The sequence below is a fragment of the Variovorax sp. AB1(2024) genome, assembly GCF_037482385.2.
In the GTDB taxonomy this organism is placed as follows: domain Bacteria; phylum Pseudomonadota; class Gammaproteobacteria; order Burkholderiales; family Burkholderiaceae_C; genus Variovorax.
On the sequence record NZ_JBBHKP020000002.1, the window covers coordinates 374,946 to 395,926 of the forward strand.

Consider the following 20,981-nt stretch of genomic DNA (forward strand, 5'->3'; position numbering starts at 1 on the left):
CTCATGCCGCATCTCTTTCCCTACGCCCGCCCTTTCGCCATCACTCTCGTCGCGGCCCTGTGCCTCTCGGCCTGCGGCGGCGGCAGCAACGACGGTGTCTCGTTTCCCATCTCGGGCACGCCGGCCACCACGAATCCGACCGCCGTCGTGGTGGCCGGGCCTCCGAAGGACCTGGGCTTCACGGACACCGCGCCCGTGCCCGACACGGCCGCGATTCCGCCCTTCGTCGACAACGTCGCGACCAACCAGCGTGGCGATGCGCGCTACGCGACCAAGGAAACCAATGCCGGCGTGCGCGTGGTGGCCGGCTTCCTCGACTTCTGGCAGCCCAGCACGCTGCTGGTCGACGCGGGCGTGTCGGCGCCGGCGCAGGGGAGCTTTCCGGCGGTCGTTCAGTCCACGTGGAGCGGCATTCCGGGCGACGCCTCCGACGGCAAGATCCTCAACAGCGGGGTGCTGAACAGCAACATCCAGTACGTCGTCGACGCCACCAACGCACGCACCAGCGCGCAGGAGCTGGCCGCCTACCTGGACGACCGCCGCGGCAAGGGTTACAGCATCAGCGACGGCATGGGCCCGCTCACCAGCGCCTGGCGCGCGGCCACGCAGCAGGTCACCACCATCACCGGCATCGCACCGGATGCCACCACGGTGCTCTACAACGACGGCGGCAACGACGTGGGCGTGGGCGGTGCCTCGAACCCGGCCTTCGGCACCGTGGTCGACCTGCTCAAGAACATCGGCGAGAACGGTTCCACCGAGCCCGCCAAGCGCTTCTACAAGTACGCGCGTCCCTGGCGCTGGAGCAGCAGCGTGAAGGTGGTGCCCGCGCTGGAACCCGCCAAGAGCGGCACGCCGGCCACCGACGGCGGCTTCGTGAGCGGCCACACGGCCGAGGCGGTGCGCGATGCCATCGCATCCGCCTACGTCGTGCCGCAGCGCTTCCAGGAAATGGTGGCGCGCGGCCTCGAGCTCGGCGAGAACCGCATCCTGGCCGGCATGCATTCGCCGCTGGACGTGGTCGGCGGACGACTGCACGGCCAGGCCGTGGCAACCGCCAGTCTTTCCACCGGCGCCAACGCCGCGCGCAAGAGCGCGGCCTATGCCCAGGCGCAGAGCGTGCTGATGACCGCGGTGGGCGCCAGCGATGCCGCCGCCTTCAACAACTTCGCCCATTCGCAGGGCGCCGCGGCCGACCGCTTTGCCGACCATGCCGCGAGCAAGGCCGACTACCTGCGCCGCCTGACCTTCGGCTTCAAGCCGGTGGCAGATACGACCAAGCCCGCCGTGGTGCCCAAGGGCGCCGAAGTGCTGCTCGAAACGCGCCTGCCGTACCTCGATGCCACGCAGCGCCGCGTGGTGCTCAAGACCACGGCCGTCGCTTCGGGCTATCCGGTGATGGACGACCCCGAAGGCTGGGGCCGCCTCAACCTGTTCGACGCGGCCGACGGCTACGGCGTCTTCAACGGCGACGTGGTCGTGACCATGGACGCCAGCCGGGGCGGCTTCAATGCGCTGGACAACTGGCGCAACAACATCTCCGGCGCCGGCAAGCTCACCAAGAAGGGCAGCGGCACGCTCGCGCTGGGCGGCAGCAACAGCTACACGGGCGGCACGCAGCTGATGGAAGGCTCGCTGCAGGCGGACGCTGCCGCGGCCTTCGGCAAGGGCAACGTCTACGTCGGTGGCGGCACGCTCGTCTGCAACGCCGCTTCGACGGTCACGATGGCGGGCGCCTACACGCAGCTGGCGGGCACGACGCTGCAGCTGAACCTGGGCGGCAACGGCGCGGGCCGCCTGAGCGTGGCGGGTGTGGCCGCCCTCGACGGAACGCTGAACCTGAGCTTCAAGCCAGGCTTTGCGCCCAGCGCGGGCGATACGCTTACCGTCATCAGCAGCAGCACCCTGACCGGCCGCTTCTCGGCCATCAACGCACCGGGCTTCAAGGTCACGCCGACCTACACGGGCACGCAGCTCGTCGTGCGCTTCGACGCATGACCTCCCGTTGATCTAGCCGACAGGCTGCCCCTTCTTCAGGCGGGAAGGGTGCAGCTCGACGCCCGGAGTGTCGAGGGAATGCGTCAGCACATTCCCATGCGTGGAGTCGGTCACGAACAGCGTGGACCGGTTCGGACCGCCGAAGGCGATGTTGGTGGTCGAGGCACCGGCAGGACCGCGCAGCACCATGACGGGCTCCGCGCGCGTGTTGAGCACCCAGACGTAGCCCAGCCCGGGGTTCGCAACCAGCACCCGGCCCTGCGTGTCGACCGCGAGCCCGTCGGGGCCGCTGGGCCCGTAGGAGGTGAAGAACTGGCTCACCTTGGCCACGCTCCCGTCGGCCAGCAGCGGCACGCGCCAGACGCAGTTGCCCCGCGTCACCGCCAGGTAGAGCACCTTGCCGTCCGGCGAAAGGGCCACGCCGTTGGGGCTGGGCACGTTCGACAGGAGCAGGTCGAGCTGGCCGTTAGGGCGCAGCCGGTAGAGCCGGCCCGATGGATCGTGCAGCCCGCTTTGCCCCTGGTCCGTGAAGTAGATGTTGCCCTGGGCGTCGAGCACGAGGTCGTTCACGCCCTTGAAGCTCTCGGTATTGCGCCGCTGCAGGTGCGGCGTGATCTGCCCGGTCTGCACGTCCACGCGCATCAGGCCGTTCTTGTAGTCGGTGACGAGCAGGGTGTGGGCGTCGATGAACTTCATGCCGTTGGGTTCGCCGTCGTACTCGGCCACCTGCGTCCAGGTGCCGGCCGGGTCGATCCGGAAGATCCGGCCGAAGGGAATGTCGCAGACGTAGAGGTTGCCTGCGTCGTCGAACACCGGCCCTTCAAGGAACGAGTCGGTCGGCTGCCCGCCGCGGTTGGCGTCGGCCCAGACACTGCGCTGCGGCCGGCGCAGCGACGCGGGCATGGTCGTGAAGGTCTGCAGTTCCAGCACCTGGGGCGCTTGCAGAAAGTACATGTCGGTCTCCTGGGAAGGCGGTGCTGCGGCTTAGGCGGCCGTAAAGCCGTAGAGCTTCGCCGGGTTGTCCACCAGGATGCGGTCGCGCACCGCGGTACTGTCGCACCAGGCCGCGAGAACGTCGGCCAGGTCGGCATCGTTGACGGTGTCCGGCGCCTCGGTGGTGTGGGGCCAGTCGCTGCCCCACACCAGGCGCTCCGGCGCGGCGGTGACCAGCGCGCGGCCGAGCGCGAATGCGTCGCCGTAGGCGGGCGCCCCGTCGCGCGATCGCATGTACACGCCCGACAGCTTCATCCATGTGTTGCCGCCGTCCAGCAGCCGGCGCGCGACCGCATAGGCCTCGCCCTTGACGCCTTCCGCCGGGTCGATGCGGGCCATGTGGTCGATGACCAGCGGCACCGGGAGTGCGGCGAGCACCGGGGCCAGCGCCACCAGCTGCTCCGGCTGAACGAAGACCTGGACGTGCCAGCCCAGGCGGGCCACCTTGCGGGCCAGCGTGGTCAGCATCTCCGGCGTGGTCGTTCCCCAGGACTGCGGAGTGACGAAGTTCACGCGCAGGCCGCACACGCGCTGCGCCGCGAGCGCATCGAGCTCGCTGTCGGCCACCTGATGGCCGACGACGGCCACGCCGCGTGCACGCTCGCCCAGTTGCGCGAGTGCGTCGAGCGTGCAGGCGTTGTCCGTGCCGTACGTCGAGGGATTGACCACCACCGTGCGCGAGGTCCCCAGCCGCTGCTGCAACCGGCGATAGGCCGCCACATCGGCGTGCGGCGGCTGGCGCGTCCAGTGCGGCGACGGCGCGAACCGCGGATCGAAGATGTGCATGTGGCTGTCGCAGGCATCCGGCGGCAAGTCATGCGCGGGCCGGTCGATGCCGACGGAATGGGGAACCGGTCGAGAGTCCGGCACGTTGTTCATGGCGTCTTCAGTCGAGCTTGATGTTGCCCTTGCGGATCACGTCCGCCCATTTCGCATCTTCCTTCTTCAGGAAGTCGGCGAACTCGGCCGACGTGGAGCCCACCGGTTGCACGCCGACGTCCACGAAGCGACGCTTCACATCGTCTTCCTTCAGCACTTCGACGACCGTCTTGTGGAGCTTGTCGGCAATGGAGGCGGGCGTGCCGGCGGGCAGCAGCAGGCCGTTCCATTCGTAGGCCTCGTAGCCGGGGACCACCGTCTCGCCCAGGGTCGGCACCTCCGGCAGGCGCGCCGAGCGCTGCGGCGACGACACCGCCAGCGCGCGCAGCTTGCCCGACGACACCAGCGGGTACGAGGCGGCGATGGTGCTGAACATGAAGTCGACCTGGCCGCCCATCACGTCGACGATGGCGGGGCCGCCGCTCTTGTAACCCACGTGGACCATGTCCAGCCCGAGCCGCTGTCGCAGCAGTTCCGCCGCCAGCCGCTGCACGGTGCCGCTGCCGCCCGATGCGTAGTTCATCTTGCCCGGCTCGGCCTTGGCCTTGTCCACGAGATCCTTGATGCTCTTGAGCGGCGATTCCGCGCGCACGATCACGATGTTCGGCGCCAGTGCCACGAGCGCCAGGGGCTGCAGCGCATTGCTCGCATACGGCATGCGGGGGAACAGGTGTGGGTTGATCGAGTACGGCGTGGCGTCGTACAGCACGGTGTAGCCGTCGGGCGCGGCCTTGGCGGCAAAGGCCGCGCCAATGGTGCCGCTGGCGCCGGGCCGGTTGTCGACGATCACGCTGGTGCCGAGCTTCTGGCCGACGCGCACCGCGAGCACACGGGCCAGCGCATCGGCCGAGCCGCCGGGCGCATACGGCACGACAAGGGTGATGGGGCGCTCGGGATAGGCGGCGTGGGCGAGCGCGGCGGCGCACAGGCACAGGGCGAACATGCCCCGGACGAGAAATTTCATGTTGTCTCCAATATGGCGTGGCGGCTGCGGGCAGGGCGCAGCGTTTTCATTCGGTCTTGAGGTCGAGCGAGCGGGCCAGCTCGCCGTACAGCTTGACCTCGCGCGCCAGTTGCGCGCCGAAGGCATCGCCGCAGGTGTTCTGCGCCTCCATGCCGAGCGAGCGCAATTTCTCCCGCGTGGCCGGCGACTGTGCGAATTCGGTGGCGACACGGCGCAGGACGGCCACCACCTCCGGCGGCGTCTTCGCGGGCGCCAGCAGGCCGTACCAGGCGTCGGCCGTGTAGCCCTTGACGCCTACTTCCTCGAAGGTCGGCACGTTCGGCAGCAGCGCCGAGCGCTTGGGCGATGCCACCGCCAGGGCCGTCAGCTTGCCGGACTGCACCTGCGTGAGCACCGACCCCAGCGTGGCGAAGGAGCTGTCGACCTGCCCGCCCATGAGGTCGGTGGTCGCCTGCGCCGCACCCTTGTACGGGATGTGGTTCATCGACGTGCCCGTGAGCTGCGTGAAGTGCGCGCTCGCGAAATGCCCGGAGCTGCCGGAGCCCGGCGTGGCATACGTGCGCTTGCCGGGTTCCGCCTTCACCGCCTGCAGGAACGCCCCGAAGGAGGTGACCGGCATCGACGGGCCGACGACCAGCACCGTGGGACTTACGGCGAGCGAACACACCGGCGCGAACGAGCGCACCGCATCGAACTTGACCCGCTGGCTGTAGAGCGCGGGAATCATCGTGTAGTTGGTCGCACCCAGCAGCAGCGTGTAGCCGTCCGCCGGCGCCGCCGCGACGGCCTCGGCCGCCAGGATCGTGTTCGCGCCGGGCTTGTTGTCCACGATGAACGGCCGGCCCAGCGCACGCGATGCGTGGTCGGCGAAGGCACGCGCCACCACATCGGTCGGGCCGCCCGCGGAAAAGCCCACGAGCACGCGCACCGGCTTGGCGGGCCATGCCTGTGCGTGCACTTGTGCAGCCAGCACCGTCAGCAGCCCCACGGCAGCCGCAACGCCACGGATGCTTCTGTTTCTCTTCATTCCTGTCTCCTTTTTCTTTTGAGCGGCGGCGGCCATGCCTCAGGTGGTCGCCGCCTGGCGCGAAAGCACCTGCAGCAGGTTCCTTGCCGCACCGACGCCCATGTTCACGTAAGCATCGCTGGTCACGCCGCCGATGTGGGGGCTGAGCACGATGTTTTTTTCGCCCTGGAACGGATGGCCGGGCGTCATCGGCTCGACCGCGAAGCTGTCCAGCCCGGCCATGGCGACCTGGCCCGAACGCACGGCCGCCAGCAACGCGTCTTCGTCGATCAGCCCGCCACGGGCCGTGTTGACGATGATCACGCCGCGCTTGCATTGCGCCAGTGTGCGGGCATTGAGCAGCCCGCGGTTGTCGTCGGTCAGCGGGCAGTGCAACGACACGGCGTCGGACTCTGCCCAGAGGGTTGCCAGGTCCGCGGGTTGCACATAGGCCGGAAGGTTCTTGGCGTAGGGGTCGTAGCCCAGCACCCGCATGCCCAGCGCGTCGGCCATGCGCGCGAAGCGAAGGCCGATGGCGCCCAGGCCGATGAGGCCGATGGTGCGCCCGCCGAGCTCCAGGCTCTTGTGCGTCGCCTTGTCCCAGTGGCCGGCATGCATGCGCGCGTCGAGCGCCACCACCGATTTGGCGCAGGCCAGCAGCAGGGCGAGCGCCTGCTCGGCCACCGCGGCCGCATTGGCGCCCACGGCCGCCACCACCTCGATGCCGCGCTGCTGCGCCGCGCTCTTGTCGATCGTGTCGGTTCCGCTGCCGTGTTTGGAGATCACCTTCAGCGAAGGTGCCGCGTCCATCACGGCGGCGCCCACCTTGCCGTAGCGCACGATGATGGCCACGGGATCATGCGCGCGGCAAAGGGCGACCAGGTCGTCCTCGGTCGGCGCCTTGCCGGCGTAGACGATGTCATGGCCTTCGAGCAGCGCGAGTGCCTGCGGCGCCAAGTCGGCACCGGTCACGAGGATCGAGCTTGCGTTGGTCGCGGTCACAGCGTCTCGCCTTCCTTCAGCACGCCGGCCGCGCGCAGCGCGGAGTCCAGCCACTTGGCCGCGGTGTCGCCTTCCTTGATGGCGGCGATGCGCGCGGCCTCGTCGCGGACCTTCTTGGCAGCCAGCGGCAGCAGCGATTCGATCTTCTCGCGCTCGACCACGACCACGCCGTCGCCGTCGCCGATCACGAAGTCGCCGGGACGCACCGTCACGCCGCCGATGGACACCGGGTGCCCGATGCGCCCGCCGATGTTCTTCGTCGGACCGTTCGGGTTGGTGCCCACGCTGAAGACGGGGAAGTCCATCTCGTCGATCTCGAGGCTGTCGCGGCAGGCCCCGTCCATCACCACGCCGGCGATGCCGAGTTTCTTGCAGGCCGTCATCATGATCGTGCCCATCAGCGCCGAGGTCAGGTCGCCCTTGCCGTCGATCACGAGCACGTCGCCGGGCTTCGCCATGGCGATGGCTGCATGGATCATGAGGTTGTCGCCGGGACGCACTTCCACCGTGAGGGCGGTGCCGGCCAGCTTCATGCGCGGGCGCAGGGCCTTGATGCGCCCGTCGAGCGCGCCGCGGCGGCCGGCCACGTCGGCGAGGATGGCCGGCTGGAACTCTGCGGCCTGCGCCACGATGTTCGCGGGCACGCGCTCGAAGTTGCGAATGATGTCGGGAAGGGTCGAGGACATGGGAGTGCTTTCAGGAAAGGAAGAGGAATGGAATGAAGTTCAGTCGGGCTTGACGCCGGCGTCCTTGATGACCTTGGCCCACTTGGACAGGTCGGCTTTCTGGGTGTCGGCGAGCTGCTGCGGCGTGCTGCCCACCAGCGTGACGCCGAGCTTGTCGGCCATCGCGACGACCTCGGGGTCCTTCAGCTGGCGCACGATTTCGTCGTGCAGGCGCTGGACCACCGGCGCGGGTGTGCCGGCCGGCGCGTAGACGGCCTGCCACTGCTCCACCACGAAGTCCTTGAAGCCGGCCTGCCCCATGGTCGGTACATCGGGCAGGGCCTTCAGGCGTGCCGCCGAAGTGACGGCCAGCGCCTTGAGGTGACCGCTCTGGATGTGCGGCAGCGCGGCGGCCACCGGCGCGAACATGAAGGTGGCATGGCCCGCCAGGACGTCCTGGATGGCCGGCGTGTCGCCCTTGTAGGGAACGTGCGTCAGCTTCGCGCCCGTCTGCAGCCGCAGCAGTTCGCCCTGCATCTGCAGCACGGTGCCGTTGCCGCCGGAGGCGAAGGAGATCTCGTCGGGGCGCGCCTTCGCCTGCACGACAAGGTCCGCGACCGTCCGGAACGGCTGGTTCGCACCGACGATGAGCACATGCGGGATGGTCCCGATGAGCGACACCGGCGCGAAGGCCTTGACCGGGTCGTACTGCATCTTCGGCAGCAGGTTGGGCACGATCGCCTGCGGGCCGATCGATGTGCCCAGCAGCGTGTAGCCATCGGGTGCCGCACGCGCGACGAAGGCCGAGCCGATCGTGCCCGTGGCGCCTGCCTTGTTGTCCACGATCACCGTGGCGCCGAGGGCGGTACCCAGGCGCAGCGCGATGGCACGCCCGAGGATGTCGGTGGTGCCGCCCGGCGGGTACGGCACCACCCAGGTGATGGGCTTGCCGGTCGGCCACTGGCCTTGGGCGAGAACGGGCAACGACACGGCGGCGAGCGCGGCCAGGCCCAGCGCGCCGAACCGGCGCCGATGAATGCGGATCATGGAGTCTCCAGAGTTGTGGTGGGGCGGTCGAAGCCGTAGAGCGCGACCGGGTTGTCGACGAGCACGCGGTGCAGCGCCTGACGCGTGCCGGTCCAGCCGGCGAGCAGCGCCATCAGCTGTGCGTCGTCCGGCCTCGTCTGGTGGCCGGCGCTGGCAGATGCGTGCGGCCAGTCGCTGCCCCAGAGCACGCGATCCGGCGCGGCTTCCAGGAAGCCGCGTGCCAGTGCGGCCACGTCTTCGTACCCCGGCGCGCCCCGCTCGCTGACGATGTAGGCGCCGGACAGCTTGACCCAGGCGCGGCGCTCTTCGAGCAAGCGAAGGATCAGCGCATGCGACGCGTGCCTGCCGGCCATGGCGGGCGCGAGCCGGCCGAAATGGTCGAACACGACCGGCGCCGGCAAGTCCCCCAGCACGCCTGCGAGGTCACTCCACGCGTGCGCGGGTGCAAGCAGCTGCAGGTGCCAGCCCAGTGGCGCGACACGGCGTGCGAGCGGTTCGATCTGCGAGGCGGAATTCACGACACCCAGCGACAGATTCAGGCGGATGCCCCGCACCCCGCGGGCGTGCAGCGCCTCCAGTTCGGAATCGCTGACCCGTTCGTCGACCACGGCCACGCCGCGCGCCTGCGCTCCGAAGGCGGCAAGTGCGTCGCACAGCGGCCCGTTGTCGGTACCGTAGGTCGAAGGCGTCACGAACACGACCCGCTGCGTTCCCGTGCGCCGCTGCAGCCGGCGGTAGTCCGCCGCGCTGGCGTCCGGCGGCCGCAGCGTGGCAGCGGGCGCCGCGGGATAGCGCGCGTCGTACAGATGCACGTGGCAGTCGCAGGCACCGGGCGGAACGTCGACGGGCGTGCGGCCGCGCCCCGCGGAGAACGGAGCGACGAGCGCATCCGCGCACGAAGCATCGATCGCAGCCATGCGGAGTCAGTCCATCTTGGCGCCGGACGACTTGACGATCGCGCTCCAGCGCACGCCGTCGGTGCGGATCAGCGAGGCGAACTTCTCGGGCGTGCCGGTCATCACTTCTGCGCCTTGCGCGACCAGCTTCTTCTTCACCTCGTCCGTCGCCAGGGCCTTGTTGAATGCGGCGTTCAGCTTGGCGATGGCGTCCTTCGGCATGGCAGCGGGTCCGGCGACGCCGAACCACGTCACGGCCTCGAAGTCCTTGTAGCCCGACTCGGCAACGGTGGGCACGTCGGGCAGGTCGCTGTTGCGCTGCAGCGAAGTCACCGCAAGCGCGCGCAACTGGCCGCTCTTGATCTGGGCGATCAGTGTCGGCACCGACGAGACGTACATCTGGATCTGGCCGCCGACGAGGTCCGTCAGGCCCTGCGAGGCGCCCTTGTACGGGACGTGCGTGAACTGCACGCCGGCGGCCTTCTGGAACTGCTCCGTGGCCAGGTGGGCCACGGTGCCGTTGCCCGAGCTCGCATAGTTGAGCGAAGTGGGCTTGGCCTTGGCGGCGGCGACCACGTCCGCGAGCTTCTTGTAGGGCGATGCGGCGGACACCACCACGACCAGGGGCGCCGACGCGACAAGCCCCACCGCCGCCAGGTCCTTCACCGGGTCGTAGGGCAGCTTCGCGTACAGCGACGGGTTGATCGCGAGGTTGCTCGTCTGGCCCAGCACCAGCGTGTAGCCGTCCGGGCTGGCCTTGACCGCGGCATCGACGCCGATGTTGCCGCCGGAGCCCGGCTTGTTGTCGATGACGATGGTCCAGCCTTCGGATGTCGCGACCTTGTTGGCGACTTCGCGGGCAATGATGTCCGTGCCGCCGCCGGGCGGGAAGGGCACGATCAGGCGGATCGGACGCGAGGGATAGGCCTGCGCCAGGGCCATGCCGCAGGTGAGCAGGAGGGCGGCGCCGAGCGCTGCACGGCGGGAAATTGAGCTATGGCTTGAGTTACGCATGTAGGTGTCTCCGAATCGTTCGATGAGTGCCTGGCAGACGGGCTCCAGGGCATGCAGCGATTTTGGTTTTGCGTTTCGCGCCATACAATGGTGGTTCATGAGGCGGACCATGGACCATCCAGTGAAACAAAATGACCACTGAGAAAAACGCCGGGGCGGCAAGGCGCAGGCGACCGACCGAAGTCGTCGAGGTCCCGCGCGAAGCCGATCTCGAGACGACAGGCGGCGTGACCGCGGTCACCCGCGCCCTGCAACTGCTCGACACCTTCGGCATGCAGGACGAGCGGCTTTCGCTGGCCGAGCTGACACGGCGCACCGGCATGCACAAGACCACCATCCTGCGGCTGCTTCGCACGCTGGCGCTGGCCGGCTATGTGGTGCAGCGCGACGACGGCGAATGGCGGCTCGGGCCTGCCGCTGGCTGGCTCGGCGCGCGCTACCAGGCCAGCTTCGACGCCAACAACGTGGTGGAGCCGATGCTCCTTGCGCTATCGCAGGCCACGGGCGAGAGCGCGGCCTTCTACGTGCGCGAAGGCAATTCGCGCACCTGCCTCGCGCGCGTGGAGGGACCGCAGCCGATCCGCCATCACGCGCGCATGGGCGCGATGCTTCCGCTGGAGCTGGGGTCGCCGGGGCGGGTGATCCTCGCGTTTTCCGGGGAGCAGGGAACGCTGTACGAGGACATCCGCAAGAAGGGCTATCACTTTTCCATCGGCGAGCGCGAGAAGAACGTGGCGACGGTGTCGGCGCCGGTCTTCGGCCTGCGCTGGGCCTTGCTCGGGTCGGTATGCATTTCCGGGCCGGCGGACCGCTTGCCGAAAGCCAAGCTCATCGGCCACGCGAAGACGATCATGAAAGCGGCGAACGAGTTGTCCTATGCGTTGGCCGGCCGCCCCACGGCGCAGACGCCGGCCGTCGTCTCGACCTGGCATCCGTAGGCCGCGCCATCTCCATCACTATGTGCGAGTCGGGGATGTCGCCTCGACCGACGTCCAGACGATGCAGTTCTTGCCGCTTCGCTTGGCCTGGTAGAGCGCGGTGTCCGCTGCTTTCGTCAATGCCTCGAGCGACGCGGAGTTCGATCGCCGTGCCGTGGCACAGCCGACGCTCACGGTGAGAGGCGCCAGGTCTTGCGCGCCATCGTTGGGGCGGGAGCCCTCGGCTTCGGCGCGGATGGCCTCGGCGACCCGCATGGCCCCTGTTTCGTCCGTGTCGGGCAGAACGGCCATGAACTCCTCTCCGCCATACCGTGCCGCAACATCGCCGCGTCGCCGCACGTGCCTTGCAATGCAGTTGGCGAGATGCTGGAGCGCGACGTCGCCATGGGCATGCCCATGCGCGTCGTTGTAGCGTTTGAAATTGTCCGCATCCACGAAGAGCACGGACAGGCAACCGTCGCCGCGCTGCAGGCGGTCCCATTCGCTCTCCAGCGCCAGGTCGAGCGCGCGCCGGTTCTTCAGGCCCGTGAGGGAATCGGTCTGGGTCAGCTCCCTCAGGTGCTGCTCCGCGATCACCCGGCCTCGCAGCGCAAACGCGAGCAGCCACACGCCGGCGCAGAAGGCACTGCTGACCAGCAGCGACGAAAGGCCGACGATCCACGACAGCCGTTTCCAGGGCGCCAGGGCATCGTCCAAGGCCGGGGCAATCACCGCAATGAACGGCGTTCCGGGCACGCGCTGGAAGGTGTACAGGCGAATCGTTCCATCGATGACCGAGGACGCCGCATAGAAGCCGGACTCCCGATTCACCATGCGCGGAAACGTCGGCGACCCTTTCAGGTCGTGGGTGAGCGCCTTGCCCGGAGCGGGGTTTCTGGCAACCAGGGTGCCATCCGTGCGAACGATCGCCGCCACGCCGCGCGGGCCGATTTCCAGGTCGTCCAGCAAGTGCTTGAAGTAATCGAGGTCGATGGCGACGAGCGCGGTGCCCCCGAAAGTCCCGTCCGGGCGGTTGATTCTTCGGCTCAGCGCGATGGCCTCAACGCCTTCGCGCGCGCGTGCCCGATAGGCCGACGAGACATAGAGGCCGAGGTTCGTGGCATCGCGATGCGCGGTGAAGTAGTCGCGGTCACTGAAATCCCAACGATGCGTGCTGGAGCAGCAACCGTCGATGAGCTGGCCCTTGTCGTCCGTGACGCCCATGCCGGTGACATAGCGGGCGGAGACGGTCGAGCCGAACAGCAATTCGTGCCGCACCTCCGGACTCAGGCTGCGGACGATGGGTTTGTCCAAGGAGGCGATCAGCATGAGCAGCGACTGATCCGCCGATTCGACGGTCCGAGAGATGTTGCTCGCCAGAACGGCTGCGACGTTCTTCGACATCCCGTGCGCATGTTCGACGGCCGTTTCCCGGTCCGCCCACAGCGTGAGGACGCTGATGGACAGCACGACCAGTGTCAGGAGCGTCCCCAGCCCACCGACGATCAAAGGGTGATGACCTGCCAAGGTGGCAAGTCTCTGTGAGCAGGGACGCGGGGGCATGACGCTTTTTTTGTCGATGGCTGCCGTGCAGGACCTTGGCGGAAATGCGCGGCGATGCCTGACCAGGGAGACCGGCGCCACAGGGGGCGCCATCGCGCGTTTATATGTCGCGGACAGGTTGTTGATCAAATCTACTACCTGACCGGAAGCACGCCCGGGCAGGAGCCGGCGTGACTATCGGCGTGCGCCGGCGAGCAGCGCGATCTCCTCGAGCAGCTCGGCCAGCGCCGCCCCGATGAAGTCCAGCGTGGCCGCGTCGACCAGCCGGCCGTCCTGGATGCGCGTGGCCACATTGGCAATGGCCACGTGCGGGCGCACCAGCGGGCGGGCCAGCGTGGCGGCCAGCGCATCGCGGATCTGCGCCTGCGCGCGCACGCCGCCTGCGGTGCCGGGCGACGCCGTCATCACCAGCGCCGGCTTGCCTTTCAGAGGCGACGCGAAGCCGGGCCGCGAGGCCCAGTCGATGGCGTTCTTCAGCACGCCCGGCATGCCGTAGTTGTATTCGGGCGAGCACAGCACGAGCCCGTCGGCGCCCGCAATGGCGCTCTTCAGGCGTGCCACGGGCGCGGGCGGCGTGTCGCCGTCGAGGTCGGCGTTGTAGATGGGAATGTCGTCCAGCGGCACGATCTCCAGCGCCACATGCGGTGGCAGCAGCGGCTGCAGGCTGCGCAGCACGGCCGTGCAGTTCGAGGCCCGGCGAATGCTGCCGGAGATGGCGACGAGTCGCGTGGTGGAGTGGGTGGTGTCGTTCAAAGCGGGGTGTTCCTCTGTTTCAAGCGGCGGGAGTTTATGCATAAAATTGAAAACATGTACAAAAAAGAATCGACTGCCGAGCGCGCGCTCCCACTCGTCGACCAGGCCTTCATCCGGCTGCGCCAGGACGTGCTCTCGGGCACCTACGGCGCCGGGGCAAAGCTCAAGCTCGACGAGCTGCAGACGGCCTACGGCTTTTCGAGCAGCCCGCTGCGCGAGGCGCTCAGCCGGCTGGCGCAGGAGGGGCTGATCCGTGCCGACGAACGCCGCGGCTTCCGCGTGGCCGACATCTCGCCCGAAGACCTCGCGGACATCACCCGCATGCGCGTCATGCTCGACGTGCAGGCGCTGCGCGAGTCCATCGCGAACGGCGACGACGCCTGGGAGGCGTCGGTGGTCGGTGCCTACCACCGGCTCGAGAAGATCGAAGGCCGCCTCGGCGACGGGCCCGTGGTGCTGGACGATGACTGGACCCAGCTGCACTCGGCCTTCCACGCCGCGCTGCTGGCGGCCTGCCCTTCGGAGCGCTTGCGCACCTGGAGCGCGAGCCTGTTCGACCAGGCGGAGCGCTACCGCCGCTATTCCGCGCGCTTTCGCAAGACGGCGCGTCGCAAGTCGAACGAGCACCGCAAGATCATGGACGCCACCTTGCGCCGCGACGCAAAGACGGCCTGCGCACTGCTCGAAGAACACATCCTCAGCACCGAGCGCAATGTGATGGCGGTGCTGGGCGCCGCCGAGCGCGCCGACAAGAACTAGCGCGCCGCCGCGCCAGGATCGCCCGCGTGCAGCCGCCTGCACGCGCAGAGAACGCGACGCCCCCGTGCGGCGCGCGCGTTCGCCGGTGGCTTGACGCCATCCCCCAATCTGCTTCTTTCCGTTTCTCTCAGCCTCGCGTCCCGCGTTCCCGGCACGCGGCGCGAGGCCGCGCGCGCTCGCCAGGTCGTCGGTAAAAACCACTATGCATCAATCTTGTTTTATGCACAAAAATATCTTCATGCATTAATCTGTGCATTCGACGGGTCGACGGCGGCCCGATGTGCAACGTACCCATCCGAAAGAAGCAACGCATGAAACTGATGTCCTACTCGCTCGCGGGCCGCGAAACCTGGGGTGCCGTCGTCGAAGGCGGCGTGGTCGATCTGGCCGCGCGTACCGGCCACGCGACGCTGGCCGACTTCATCGCCAGCGCCGACTTCGCGCGCCGCGACGCGCTGGTCGAGGGGCTCGCGGCCGACACGCCGCTGTCCGACGTGCGCTACCTGCCGGTGATTCCCAAGCCCGAGAAGATCGTGTGCGCCGTGCGCAACTACATGGACCACCACCAGGAGGTGCTGGCCGCCGGCATGCAGCGCGAGCTGTCGGAGCAGCCGCCGATCTTCCTGCGCGTCTGGCGCTCGCAGACACCGCACGAAGGTCCGATCGTTCGTCCGCGCGTGTCCGAGTCGCTCGACTGGGAAGGGGAGCTCGCGGTGATCATCGGCGAGGGCGGACGCGACATCGCCGAGGCCGACGCGTGGAAGCACGTGGCCGGCTACAGCTGCTACAACGACGGGAGCGTGCGCGAGTGGCAGTTCCACGCCAAGCAGATTGCCTCGGGCAAGAACTTCGAGTCCACCGGCGGCTTCGGTCCGTGGATGGTGACGGCCGACGAGATTGCGCCGGGCCGCGAGCTCAGGCTCGAGACGCGCCTCAACGGCGAGGTCGTTCAGTCCAGCCACACGGGCCACATGATCTTCTCGATTCCGCGGCTCATCGCCTACGCGTCGACCATCTTCACGCTGGTGCCCGGCGACGTCGTCATCACCGGCACGCCGGCCGGCGTGGGCTGGAGCAAGAAGCCGCCGCGCTTCATGAAGCCGGGCGACGTGGTCGAAGTCGAGATCGAGGCCGTGGGCCTCCTGCGCAACCCCGTGGTCGCGCAGGGCTGACGCAACCCGCCTGCAACGGCCGCATCGCCGCGCAACGCCCCACCGCAATCGTGCGAGACGCCCGCAAAGGGCGCCGCCTCAGGAGACACACTTGAAACGAAGAACCCTTCTCGCCGCGTGCGCGGCGACGGCCGCCGCATGGCCGGCCGCCCGTGCCTTCGCGCAGGGCTACCCGGAACGTCCAGTGAAGCTCTACCAGGGCTTCGCGCCGGGCGGCAACGCCGACGCGATCGCCCGGGCCATCGGCGTCGAGATGGGCAAGACCCTCGGCCAGCCGGTCGTGGTCGAGGCCCAGGCCGGCGCGGGCGGCACCATCGCCGCGGCCACCGTGGCGCGCGCCAGGCCCGACGGCTACACGCTGCTGCTGGCCACCGGCGGCCACGCGGTGGCGGGGGCGCTGTACAACACGCTGCCCTACAAGACGGTGGCCGACTTCGAGGCGGTGTCCACCGTCACCTACTTTCCGTTCCTGATCGTGGTCAACGCCAGCTCCAAAGTGCAGGGCCTCGCGGAGATCCTCGCGTCGGCCAAGGCCGCGCCGGGCACGGTCGCCTACGGCACCGCCGGCATCGGCTCGACGCACCACCTGGCGGGCGAGCTGCTCACCAAGATGGCCGGCGTGTCGATGATGCACGTGCCCTACCGCGGCGACGCGGCCGCGCTCACCGCGCTGCTCGGCGGCGAGGTGCCGTTCATCATCGCGCCGCCGACGGCGGTGGTTCCCAACATCCAGGCCGGCAGGCTGCGCGCGGTGGCCGCCACCGGGCCGCAACGCTGGCCGGGCCTGCCGAAGGTGCCGACGGTTGCGGAGCAGGGCGTGCCGGGGTATGACGTGCGTTCGTGGGCCGGCGTGCTGGCGCCCGCGGGCACGCCGCGCCCCATCGTCGACCGGCTCAACGCCGAGACCCTGCATGCGCTGCAGGCCGCGTCGGTGCGCCAGCGCCTGGAAGACATGGGCGGCGAGGCGCGCGGCAGCACGCCCGAGGAAATGAAGGCGCTGGTCGCGCGCGAACTCGAGAAGTGGACCCAGGTGGTCGCCGATGCAAAGATTCCCAGGCAATGAAATGAACGAAAGAGCAATGCCATGTCACTGATCGCGCTGCGCAAGCGAAGCCTCACCGTCGAGACCGTTTTCCATGAAGGCGGGCCGCCGCCCGACAAGCCGCTGCGTATCGCCGCCGCGTGCGCCGTCATCCGCAACCCCTATGCCGGCCGCTACGAGCCCGACCTGCTGCCCTTCATGGCGGAACTGCGCAGCCTTGGCACCGCGCTGGCCGAAGAGCTGGTGGCCACGCTGGGCAAGGAGAACGTCGAGGCCTACAGCAAGGCGGCGATCGTCGGCGTCAACGGGGAACTCGAGCACGGCGCTGTCTGGCACGAGGCCGGCGGCTGGGCCATGCGCCAGGTGCTGGGCGAGCCCAAGGCCATCGTGCCCGCGGCCAAGGCGGTAGCCGCCACCGGCTACCGGCTGATGGTGCCGCTGCACTACATCCACGCAGCCTACGTGCGCAGCCACTTCAACACGGTCGAGGTCGGCATCCAGGACGCTCCCCGGCCCGACGAGATCCTCTTCGCGCTGGTGATGGCCGACGGCGGGCGCATCCATTCGCGCCTGGGCGGCCTCGCCAAGGAGCAGGTCAGCGTGAACGACGGGCAGCGCTGAGCATGGCGACGCAAACCATGCGCGCCGTGCAGTTGTCCGAAACGGGCGGCCCCGAAGTCCTGCGGCTGGTGGACCTGCCGCTGCCCGAGCCCGGCCCGGGGCAGGTGCGGGTTCGGGCGGCCGCCATCGGCGCGGGCGGGCCCGACGTGCTCATCCGCAACGGCACCTACAAGTGGATGCCGCCGCTGCCGGCCATTCCGGGCAACGAGATGGCGGGCACGGTCGACGCGGTCGGCGCCGGCGTCACGCGGCTGTCGGTGGGCCAGCGCGTGCTCGTGAGCGCGCGCGAACTCGCGCAGCGCGGCGGCTGCTACGCCGAATGCATCTGCGTGAGCGAGGCTGCGCCCTTCGTGCTGCCGCCGGCGCTGGGCTTCGACGACGCCGTGAGCCTGGGCAACTTCCAGCTGGCCATCGCCTTGCTGGCGAGCAACGGCAACCTGCCCGCGCAGACCGTGCTGCTGCCGGGCGCGGCGGGCGGCGTGGCCACCGCGGTGGCGCAGGTGGCCCGCGCGCGCGGGCTGCGCGTGATCGGCACCGCCTCGTCCGACGAGAAGCGCGCCTTCGCGCTGGACAACGGCGCCAGCGAGGTCATCGACGGCGACCCTGCCACGCTGCCCGAACGCGTGATGGCGCTCACCGGCGGGCGCGGCGCCGACCTGGCCTTCGACCACGTGGGCGGCGCGCTCTTCATCGCCTGCCTGCGCTCCCTCGCGCCTTTCGGCATGGCGGTCTCCTACAACATCCTCGCGGGCCCGCCCGCGGGCGATGTGTTCGACGAACTGCGCAAGCTGCTTGGCAAGAGCCTGGCGATCCGCACCTTCTCCATCCACACCGTCGACAGCGACATCGCGCATCGGCGCGGCCTGATGGAGGAAGCCATCGCGCTGATGGTCGCGGGCCGGGTGCGCGCGCCGCGCGCCACCCGCCTGCCATTGGCCGAGGCGCGGCATGCGCACGAGTTGCTCGACCGCGGCGGCGCGCTCGGCAAGCTTGTCCTCGTTCCGTGAACCCCCAACCGACGAACCCGAAACCGGCGGAGACCGACTTGAGCACACCCTACATTCCCAACCTGTCGCACTGCGGCATCTTCTGCCGCGACCTCGCGGTGATGAAGCGCTTCTACACCGGCGTGTTCGACATGCAGGAAACCGACCGCGGTGTCGGCGGCACCTTCCGCTACGAGCTGGTGTTCCTCAGCGGACGCGACGACCAGCACCACCAACTGGTGCTGGCGGGCGGCCGCGGCGCGGATGCGCCGAGCACCGTGATGCAGCTCTCGTTCAAGATCCACACCATCGACCACCTGCGCGAAGCGCGCCGGCGCGCGCTGTCGCTGGGCGCGACGAAGATGCGCGGCCTCAACCATGGCAACGCGCTGTCCATCTACTGCATGGACCCGGAGGACAACACGGTCGAGGTCTACCTCGACACACCCTGGTACGTCAGCCAGCCGCACGGCGATCCGTTGGACCTCGACGAGACCGACGAAGCGATCTGGGCGCAGACCGAGCGCATGGTGCGCTCGGACCCGAGCTTCATGCCCGCACAGGAATGGGCCGCCTTGTTCGCGCAGCGAAGCGCGGCACTGCGCGCATCGAAGGCCGACGGCGAGCGTCAGCGTCAGCCGGCGCCGGTCCAGCGGTGACCGGCGACCCGGGCGACAGGGCTCCTGGACAAGATGACGCCCCTGGCGATGTTCAGAGCCTGCCCTTCGTCTCCGCAGGAACCGCCCTTGCGCGCCGGCTCGCGCCTTCGTCCGGCAGCAAGGCCAGCAAGGCTTTCACCAACGGCGACTCGTCCGACTTGCGCCAGACCACCAGCGTGTCGACGTAGGTTTTCTCGCCCTTGAGCGACCGGTACACCACGCCTTCACGGTGCAGCGCCTTCACGCATGCCGGCACCAGCGCAATGCCGACGCCGCCCGACACCAGGCTCACGATGGTATTCATCTGCCGCGCAGGGAACATCAGCGGGCTGAAGCCGCGCCGCATGCAAGTCGCGACGATGGCATCGAACATCTGCGGGCCGATGTGGCGCTCGAAGCCCAGGAAGCGTTCGCTCGAGAACTTCTCCAGGGCCACCGGCCCCGTGCCCGCGAGCGGGTGGGCCTCGGGCAGGGCGAGGATCAACGTGTCCTTCTGCACCAGCCGCGAGCCGAGCGTGGCCGGCATGTCGGACGGCTGCAGCACCATGCCGACGTCGAGGTGGCCGGCCTCGACGTCCGAGACGATCTGCTCGGTGATGCCTTCGCGCAGCGCCACACTGGCCCGGGGGTGCGCCTCGTTGAAACGCCGCAGCGTCGGCGGCAGGAACGAATAGGCAGGAAGGCTGATGAAGCCGACGGCGATCGAACCCATGATGCCGGCCGCGCCGTCCTGCGCGCGGCGGCGCATGGTTTCCATGCCAGCGAGAACGGCGCGCGCGTCGTGCAGCGCGTCTTCGCCCGCGCGCGTGATCGCGATGCGACGCGACGTGCGCTCGAAAAGCGCCACGCCCAGCTCGTCTTCCAGCTCCTTGATGGCCAGGCTCACCGGCGGCTGCGACAGGTGCAGGCGTTGCGCGGCACGGCCGAAGTGAAGCTCTTCGGCCACGGCGACGAGGCAGCGGAGGTGACGCAGTTCCATCGATCTGAATCCTGTATTGATCGATATGAATTGTAGATTTGTTGCTATGGATGTCCGATCCTAGACTTTGCTCCGAGGACGCCGGCGCTACCCGCTGCCGCACCCCAAGGAGACAAAGAGATGACCGAAAAAGCGACGGCCCTGCCACGAGCACGGACCGTGGTTCACCCTGGCCCCTACGGTCCTGTGCGGATCGCCCACATGCATGCCGACAAGGGAAGGCACTTCCGGCTGTCGCTCCCCGCGGGCCGCACGCTGCACGACAGCCTGGTGCAGGCGCTGGCCGCCGAAGACGTGGCCAGCGCTTCGATGACGCTCATCGACGGCGAACTTGAACACCTGAGCTTCTGCACGGCGCTGCCCGATCCCGCCGGCCGTGTGCTCGCGACCTACGGCGCGCCCGAGGCGCTGCGCGGAGCGCGCCTGATCTTCGGCAACGCCACGATGGGCCGCCGCGCCGACGGCGGCCCCATCGTCCATTGCCATGGTGTGTTCCGCGAAGTCGACGGGCGCGTGCGCGGCGGGCACATCCTGGCCGAACGCACGTTGGTCGGCCGGAGTCCCGTCACCGTCGTGGTGACCGCGCTGGACAGCTTCGAGTTGCGCGTGGCCTACGACGAAGAAACGCGCATGCCGCTGATGCGCCCCCAGGCGCGGGCGGTGGCCCATGGCTGACGTTCGCCTGGTGGAGCGCGGCCGCATGGGCCGCGTGGCCTACGCGCGCATCGGCCCCAATGAAGACCTGGTGCAGAGCGTGGAAAAACTCTGCGTGGCCCAGGGCATGCGCCATGCCTTCGTGCGCGGTGCGCTCGGCAGCCTGATCGACGCATGCCTGGAGCGGCCCGACGGCGCGTGCCAGGTGGTCCGCGGCCCCGCCGTGGAAATCGTGAGCCTGGCCGGCGAGGTGCGCCTGCAGCCCGACGGCACGCTGCGCGCGGCCCTCACGGGCGTGGTCGCCGACACCGAAGGCCGGGTCCATGGCGGTCCGTTCGTGGCCGGCGCCAACGCTGTTTGCGTCACCTTCGAGATCACGCTCGAAGAGTGGCTTCCTTCCGAAGATTCCTGA

General features: G+C 69.1%; 22 protein-coding genes. 10 read left to right on the forward strand and 12 right to left on the reverse strand.

Annotated elements, in window-relative coordinates; all coding sequences use genetic code 11:
* Positions 1-3: 3 nt before the first annotated feature.
* On the forward strand, positions 4-1,998 hold the full coding sequence (locus WIX39_RS28690; protein ID WP_409196577.1) for a phosphatase PAP2 family protein: 1,995 nt from the start codon (positions 4-6) through the stop codon (positions 1,996-1,998).
* 12 nt (positions 1,999-2,010) lie between these two features.
* Here WIX39_RS28690 and WIX39_RS28695 read toward each other — a convergent pair whose 3' ends face one another.
* The 9 genes from WIX39_RS28695 to WIX39_RS28735 are packed head-to-tail and all read right to left on the reverse strand — an operon-like array spanning position 2,011 to position 10,464.
* Entirely contained in the window at positions 2,011-2,952 is a 942-nt protein-coding gene (locus WIX39_RS28695; protein WP_409196578.1) for an SMP-30/gluconolactonase/LRE family protein, read from the reverse strand.
* Positions 2,953-2,982: 30 nt separating this feature from the next.
* Positions 2,983-3,870, reverse strand: a complete 888-nt coding sequence (locus WIX39_RS28700) for an amidohydrolase family protein (protein ID WP_409196579.1) — start codon at positions 3,868-3,870, stop codon at positions 2,983-2,985.
* A 7-nt stretch (positions 3,871-3,877) separates the two neighbouring features.
* Positions 3,878-4,834, reverse strand: a complete 957-nt coding sequence (locus WIX39_RS28705) for a tripartite tricarboxylate transporter substrate binding protein (protein ID WP_409196580.1) — start codon at positions 4,832-4,834, stop codon at positions 3,878-3,880.
* Between the two features lie 46 nt (positions 4,835-4,880).
* Positions 4,881-5,861, reverse strand: a complete 981-nt coding sequence (locus tag WIX39_RS28710; protein WP_409196581.1) for a Bug family tripartite tricarboxylate transporter substrate binding protein — start codon at positions 5,859-5,861, stop codon at positions 4,881-4,883.
* A 39-nt stretch (positions 5,862-5,900) separates the two neighbouring features.
* Positions 5,901-6,842, reverse strand: coding sequence for an NAD(P)-dependent oxidoreductase (locus WIX39_RS28715; RefSeq protein WP_409196582.1), 942 nt, complete (start codon positions 6,840-6,842; stop codon positions 5,901-5,903).
* Positions 6,839-7,528 carry an RraA family protein gene (locus WIX39_RS28720; protein WP_081267680.1) on the reverse strand — a complete coding sequence of 230 codons (690 nt, stop codon included), beginning with the start codon at positions 7,526-7,528 and terminating at the stop codon, positions 6,839-6,841. Before WIX39_RS28720 ends, WIX39_RS28715 begins: the two co-directional genes overlap by 4 nt.
* Positions 7,529-7,567: 39 nt before the next feature.
* The gene (locus WIX39_RS28725; protein WP_409196583.1) at positions 7,568-8,554 is read right to left on the reverse strand and encodes a Bug family tripartite tricarboxylate transporter substrate binding protein; all 987 of its coding nucleotides are present in this window, start codon (positions 8,552-8,554) and stop codon (positions 7,568-7,570) included.
* The gene (locus WIX39_RS28730; RefSeq protein WP_409196584.1) at positions 8,551-9,471 is read right to left on the reverse strand and encodes an amidohydrolase family protein; all 921 of its coding nucleotides are present in this window, start codon (positions 9,469-9,471) and stop codon (positions 8,551-8,553) included. The genes WIX39_RS28725 and WIX39_RS28730 overlap by 4 nt, the downstream gene beginning before the upstream one ends.
* Before the next feature lie 6 nt (positions 9,472-9,477).
* A complete protein-coding gene (locus WIX39_RS28735) occupies positions 9,478-10,464 on the reverse strand; it encodes a Bug family tripartite tricarboxylate transporter substrate binding protein (protein WP_081267807.1) in 987 nt (328 codons plus the stop codon).
* Between the two features lie 131 nt (positions 10,465-10,595).
* Here WIX39_RS28735 and WIX39_RS28740 point away from each other — a divergent pair, with 131 nt between their 5' ends.
* A complete protein-coding gene (locus WIX39_RS28740; protein WP_409196585.1) occupies positions 10,596-11,402 on the forward strand; it encodes an IclR family transcriptional regulator in 807 nt (268 codons plus the stop codon).
* A gap of 18 nt (positions 11,403-11,420) precedes the next feature.
* Here WIX39_RS28740 and WIX39_RS28745 read toward each other — a convergent pair whose 3' ends face one another.
* A complete protein-coding gene (locus WIX39_RS28745; RefSeq protein WP_409196586.1) occupies positions 11,421-12,944 on the reverse strand; it encodes a GGDEF domain-containing protein in 1,524 nt (507 codons plus the stop codon).
* Between the two features lie 174 nt (positions 12,945-13,118).
* Entirely contained in the window at positions 13,119-13,697 is a 579-nt protein-coding gene (locus WIX39_RS28750) for an NADPH-dependent FMN reductase (protein WP_409196587.1), read from the reverse strand.
* Between the two features lie 36 nt (positions 13,698-13,733).
* On the opposite strand from WIX39_RS28750, the gene WIX39_RS28755 reads away from it, so the two are divergent.
* From WIX39_RS28755 to WIX39_RS28780, 6 genes are all read left to right on the forward strand, one after another.
* Positions 13,734-14,456, forward strand: coding sequence for a GntR family transcriptional regulator (locus WIX39_RS28755; protein ID WP_081267675.1), 723 nt, complete (start codon positions 13,734-13,736; stop codon positions 14,454-14,456).
* 311 nt (positions 14,457-14,767) lie between these two features.
* Positions 14,768-15,628, forward strand: coding sequence for a fumarylacetoacetate hydrolase family protein (locus WIX39_RS28760; RefSeq protein ID WP_409196588.1), 861 nt, complete (start codon positions 14,768-14,770; stop codon positions 15,626-15,628).
* Positions 15,629-15,719: 91 nt separating this feature from the next.
* Complete coding sequence (locus WIX39_RS28765) at positions 15,720-16,691, forward strand: tripartite tricarboxylate transporter substrate binding protein (RefSeq protein WP_409196589.1); 972 nt, start codon at positions 15,720-15,722, stop codon at positions 16,689-16,691.
* 21 nt (positions 16,692-16,712) lie between these two features.
* Positions 16,713-17,291 (forward strand): amino acid synthesis family protein, encoded by a 579-nt coding sequence (locus tag WIX39_RS28770; RefSeq protein ID WP_081267673.1) that lies wholly within the window; start codon positions 16,713-16,715, stop codon positions 17,289-17,291.
* A 2-nt stretch (positions 17,292-17,293) separates the two neighbouring features.
* On the forward strand, positions 17,294-18,298 hold the full coding sequence (locus WIX39_RS28775; protein ID WP_409196590.1) for a zinc-dependent alcohol dehydrogenase family protein: 1,005 nt from the start codon (positions 17,294-17,296) through the stop codon (positions 18,296-18,298).
* A 38-nt stretch (positions 18,299-18,336) separates the two neighbouring features.
* Positions 18,337-18,936, forward strand: coding sequence for a VOC family protein (locus WIX39_RS28780; RefSeq protein WP_409196591.1), 600 nt, complete (start codon positions 18,337-18,339; stop codon positions 18,934-18,936).
* Between the two features lie 52 nt (positions 18,937-18,988).
* On the opposite strand, the gene WIX39_RS28785 is transcribed toward WIX39_RS28780, so the two are convergent.
* On the reverse strand, positions 18,989-19,915 hold the full coding sequence (locus WIX39_RS28785; RefSeq protein WP_081267671.1) for a LysR family transcriptional regulator: 927 nt from the start codon (positions 19,913-19,915) through the stop codon (positions 18,989-18,991).
* Positions 19,916-20,116: 201 nt separating this feature from the next.
* On the opposite strand from WIX39_RS28785, the gene WIX39_RS28790 reads away from it, so the two are divergent.
* Positions 20,117-20,590, forward strand: coding sequence for a PCC domain-containing protein (locus WIX39_RS28790; RefSeq protein WP_409196592.1), 474 nt, complete (start codon positions 20,117-20,119; stop codon positions 20,588-20,590).
* Positions 20,583-20,981 carry a PPC domain-containing DNA-binding protein gene (locus WIX39_RS28795; RefSeq protein ID WP_081267669.1) on the forward strand — a complete coding sequence of 133 codons (399 nt, stop codon included), beginning with the start codon at positions 20,583-20,585 and terminating at the stop codon, positions 20,979-20,981. Before WIX39_RS28790 ends, WIX39_RS28795 begins: the two co-directional genes overlap by 8 nt.

Coding starts and splice junctions, on each gene's coding strand:
- WIX39_RS28690 (WP_409196577.1), top strand. CDS start 4: ATGCCGCATCTCTTTCCCTACGCCCGCCCTTTCGCCATCACTCTCGTC.
- WIX39_RS28695 (WP_409196578.1), bottom strand. CDS start 2,952: ATGTACTTTCTGCAAGCGCCCCAGGTGCTGGAACTGCAGACCTTCACG.
- WIX39_RS28700 (WP_409196579.1), bottom strand. CDS start 3,870: ATGAACAACGTGCCGGACTCTCGACCGGTTCCCCATTCCGTCGGCATC.
- WIX39_RS28705 (WP_409196580.1), bottom strand. CDS start 4,834: ATGAAATTTCTCGTCCGGGGCATGTTCGCCCTGTGCCTGTGCGCCGCC.
- WIX39_RS28710 (WP_409196581.1), bottom strand. CDS start 5,861: ATGAAGAGAAACAGAAGCATCCGTGGCGTTGCGGCTGCCGTGGGGCTG.
- WIX39_RS28720 (WP_081267680.1), bottom strand. CDS start 7,528: ATGTCCTCGACCCTTCCCGACATCATTCGCAACTTCGAGCGCGTGCCC.
- WIX39_RS28725 (WP_409196583.1), bottom strand. CDS start 8,554: ATGATCCGCATTCATCGGCGCCGGTTCGGCGCGCTGGGCCTGGCCGCG.
- WIX39_RS28730 (WP_409196584.1), bottom strand. CDS start 9,471: ATGGCTGCGATCGATGCTTCGTGCGCGGATGCGCTCGTCGCTCCGTTC.
- WIX39_RS28735 (WP_081267807.1), bottom strand. CDS start 10,464: ATGCGTAACTCAAGCCATAGCTCAATTTCCCGCCGTGCAGCGCTCGGC.
- WIX39_RS28740 (WP_409196585.1), top strand. CDS start 10,596: ATGACCACTGAGAAAAACGCCGGGGCGGCAAGGCGCAGGCGACCGACC.
- WIX39_RS28745 (WP_409196586.1), bottom strand. CDS start 12,944: ATGCCCCCGCGTCCCTGCTCACAGAGACTTGCCACCTTGGCAGGTCAT.
- WIX39_RS28755 (WP_081267675.1), top strand. CDS start 13,734: ATGCATAAAATTGAAAACATGTACAAAAAAGAATCGACTGCCGAGCGC.
- WIX39_RS28760 (WP_409196588.1), top strand. CDS start 14,768: ATGAAACTGATGTCCTACTCGCTCGCGGGCCGCGAAACCTGGGGTGCC.
- WIX39_RS28770 (WP_081267673.1), top strand. CDS start 16,713: ATGTCACTGATCGCGCTGCGCAAGCGAAGCCTCACCGTCGAGACCGTT.
- WIX39_RS28775 (WP_409196590.1), top strand. CDS start 17,294: ATGGCGACGCAAACCATGCGCGCCGTGCAGTTGTCCGAAACGGGCGGC.
- WIX39_RS28785 (WP_081267671.1), bottom strand. CDS start 19,915: ATGGAACTGCGTCACCTCCGCTGCCTCGTCGCCGTGGCCGAAGAGCTT.
- WIX39_RS28790 (WP_409196592.1), top strand. CDS start 20,117: ATGCATGCCGACAAGGGAAGGCACTTCCGGCTGTCGCTCCCCGCGGGC.
- WIX39_RS28795 (WP_081267669.1), top strand. CDS start 20,583: ATGGCTGACGTTCGCCTGGTGGAGCGCGGCCGCATGGGCCGCGTGGCC.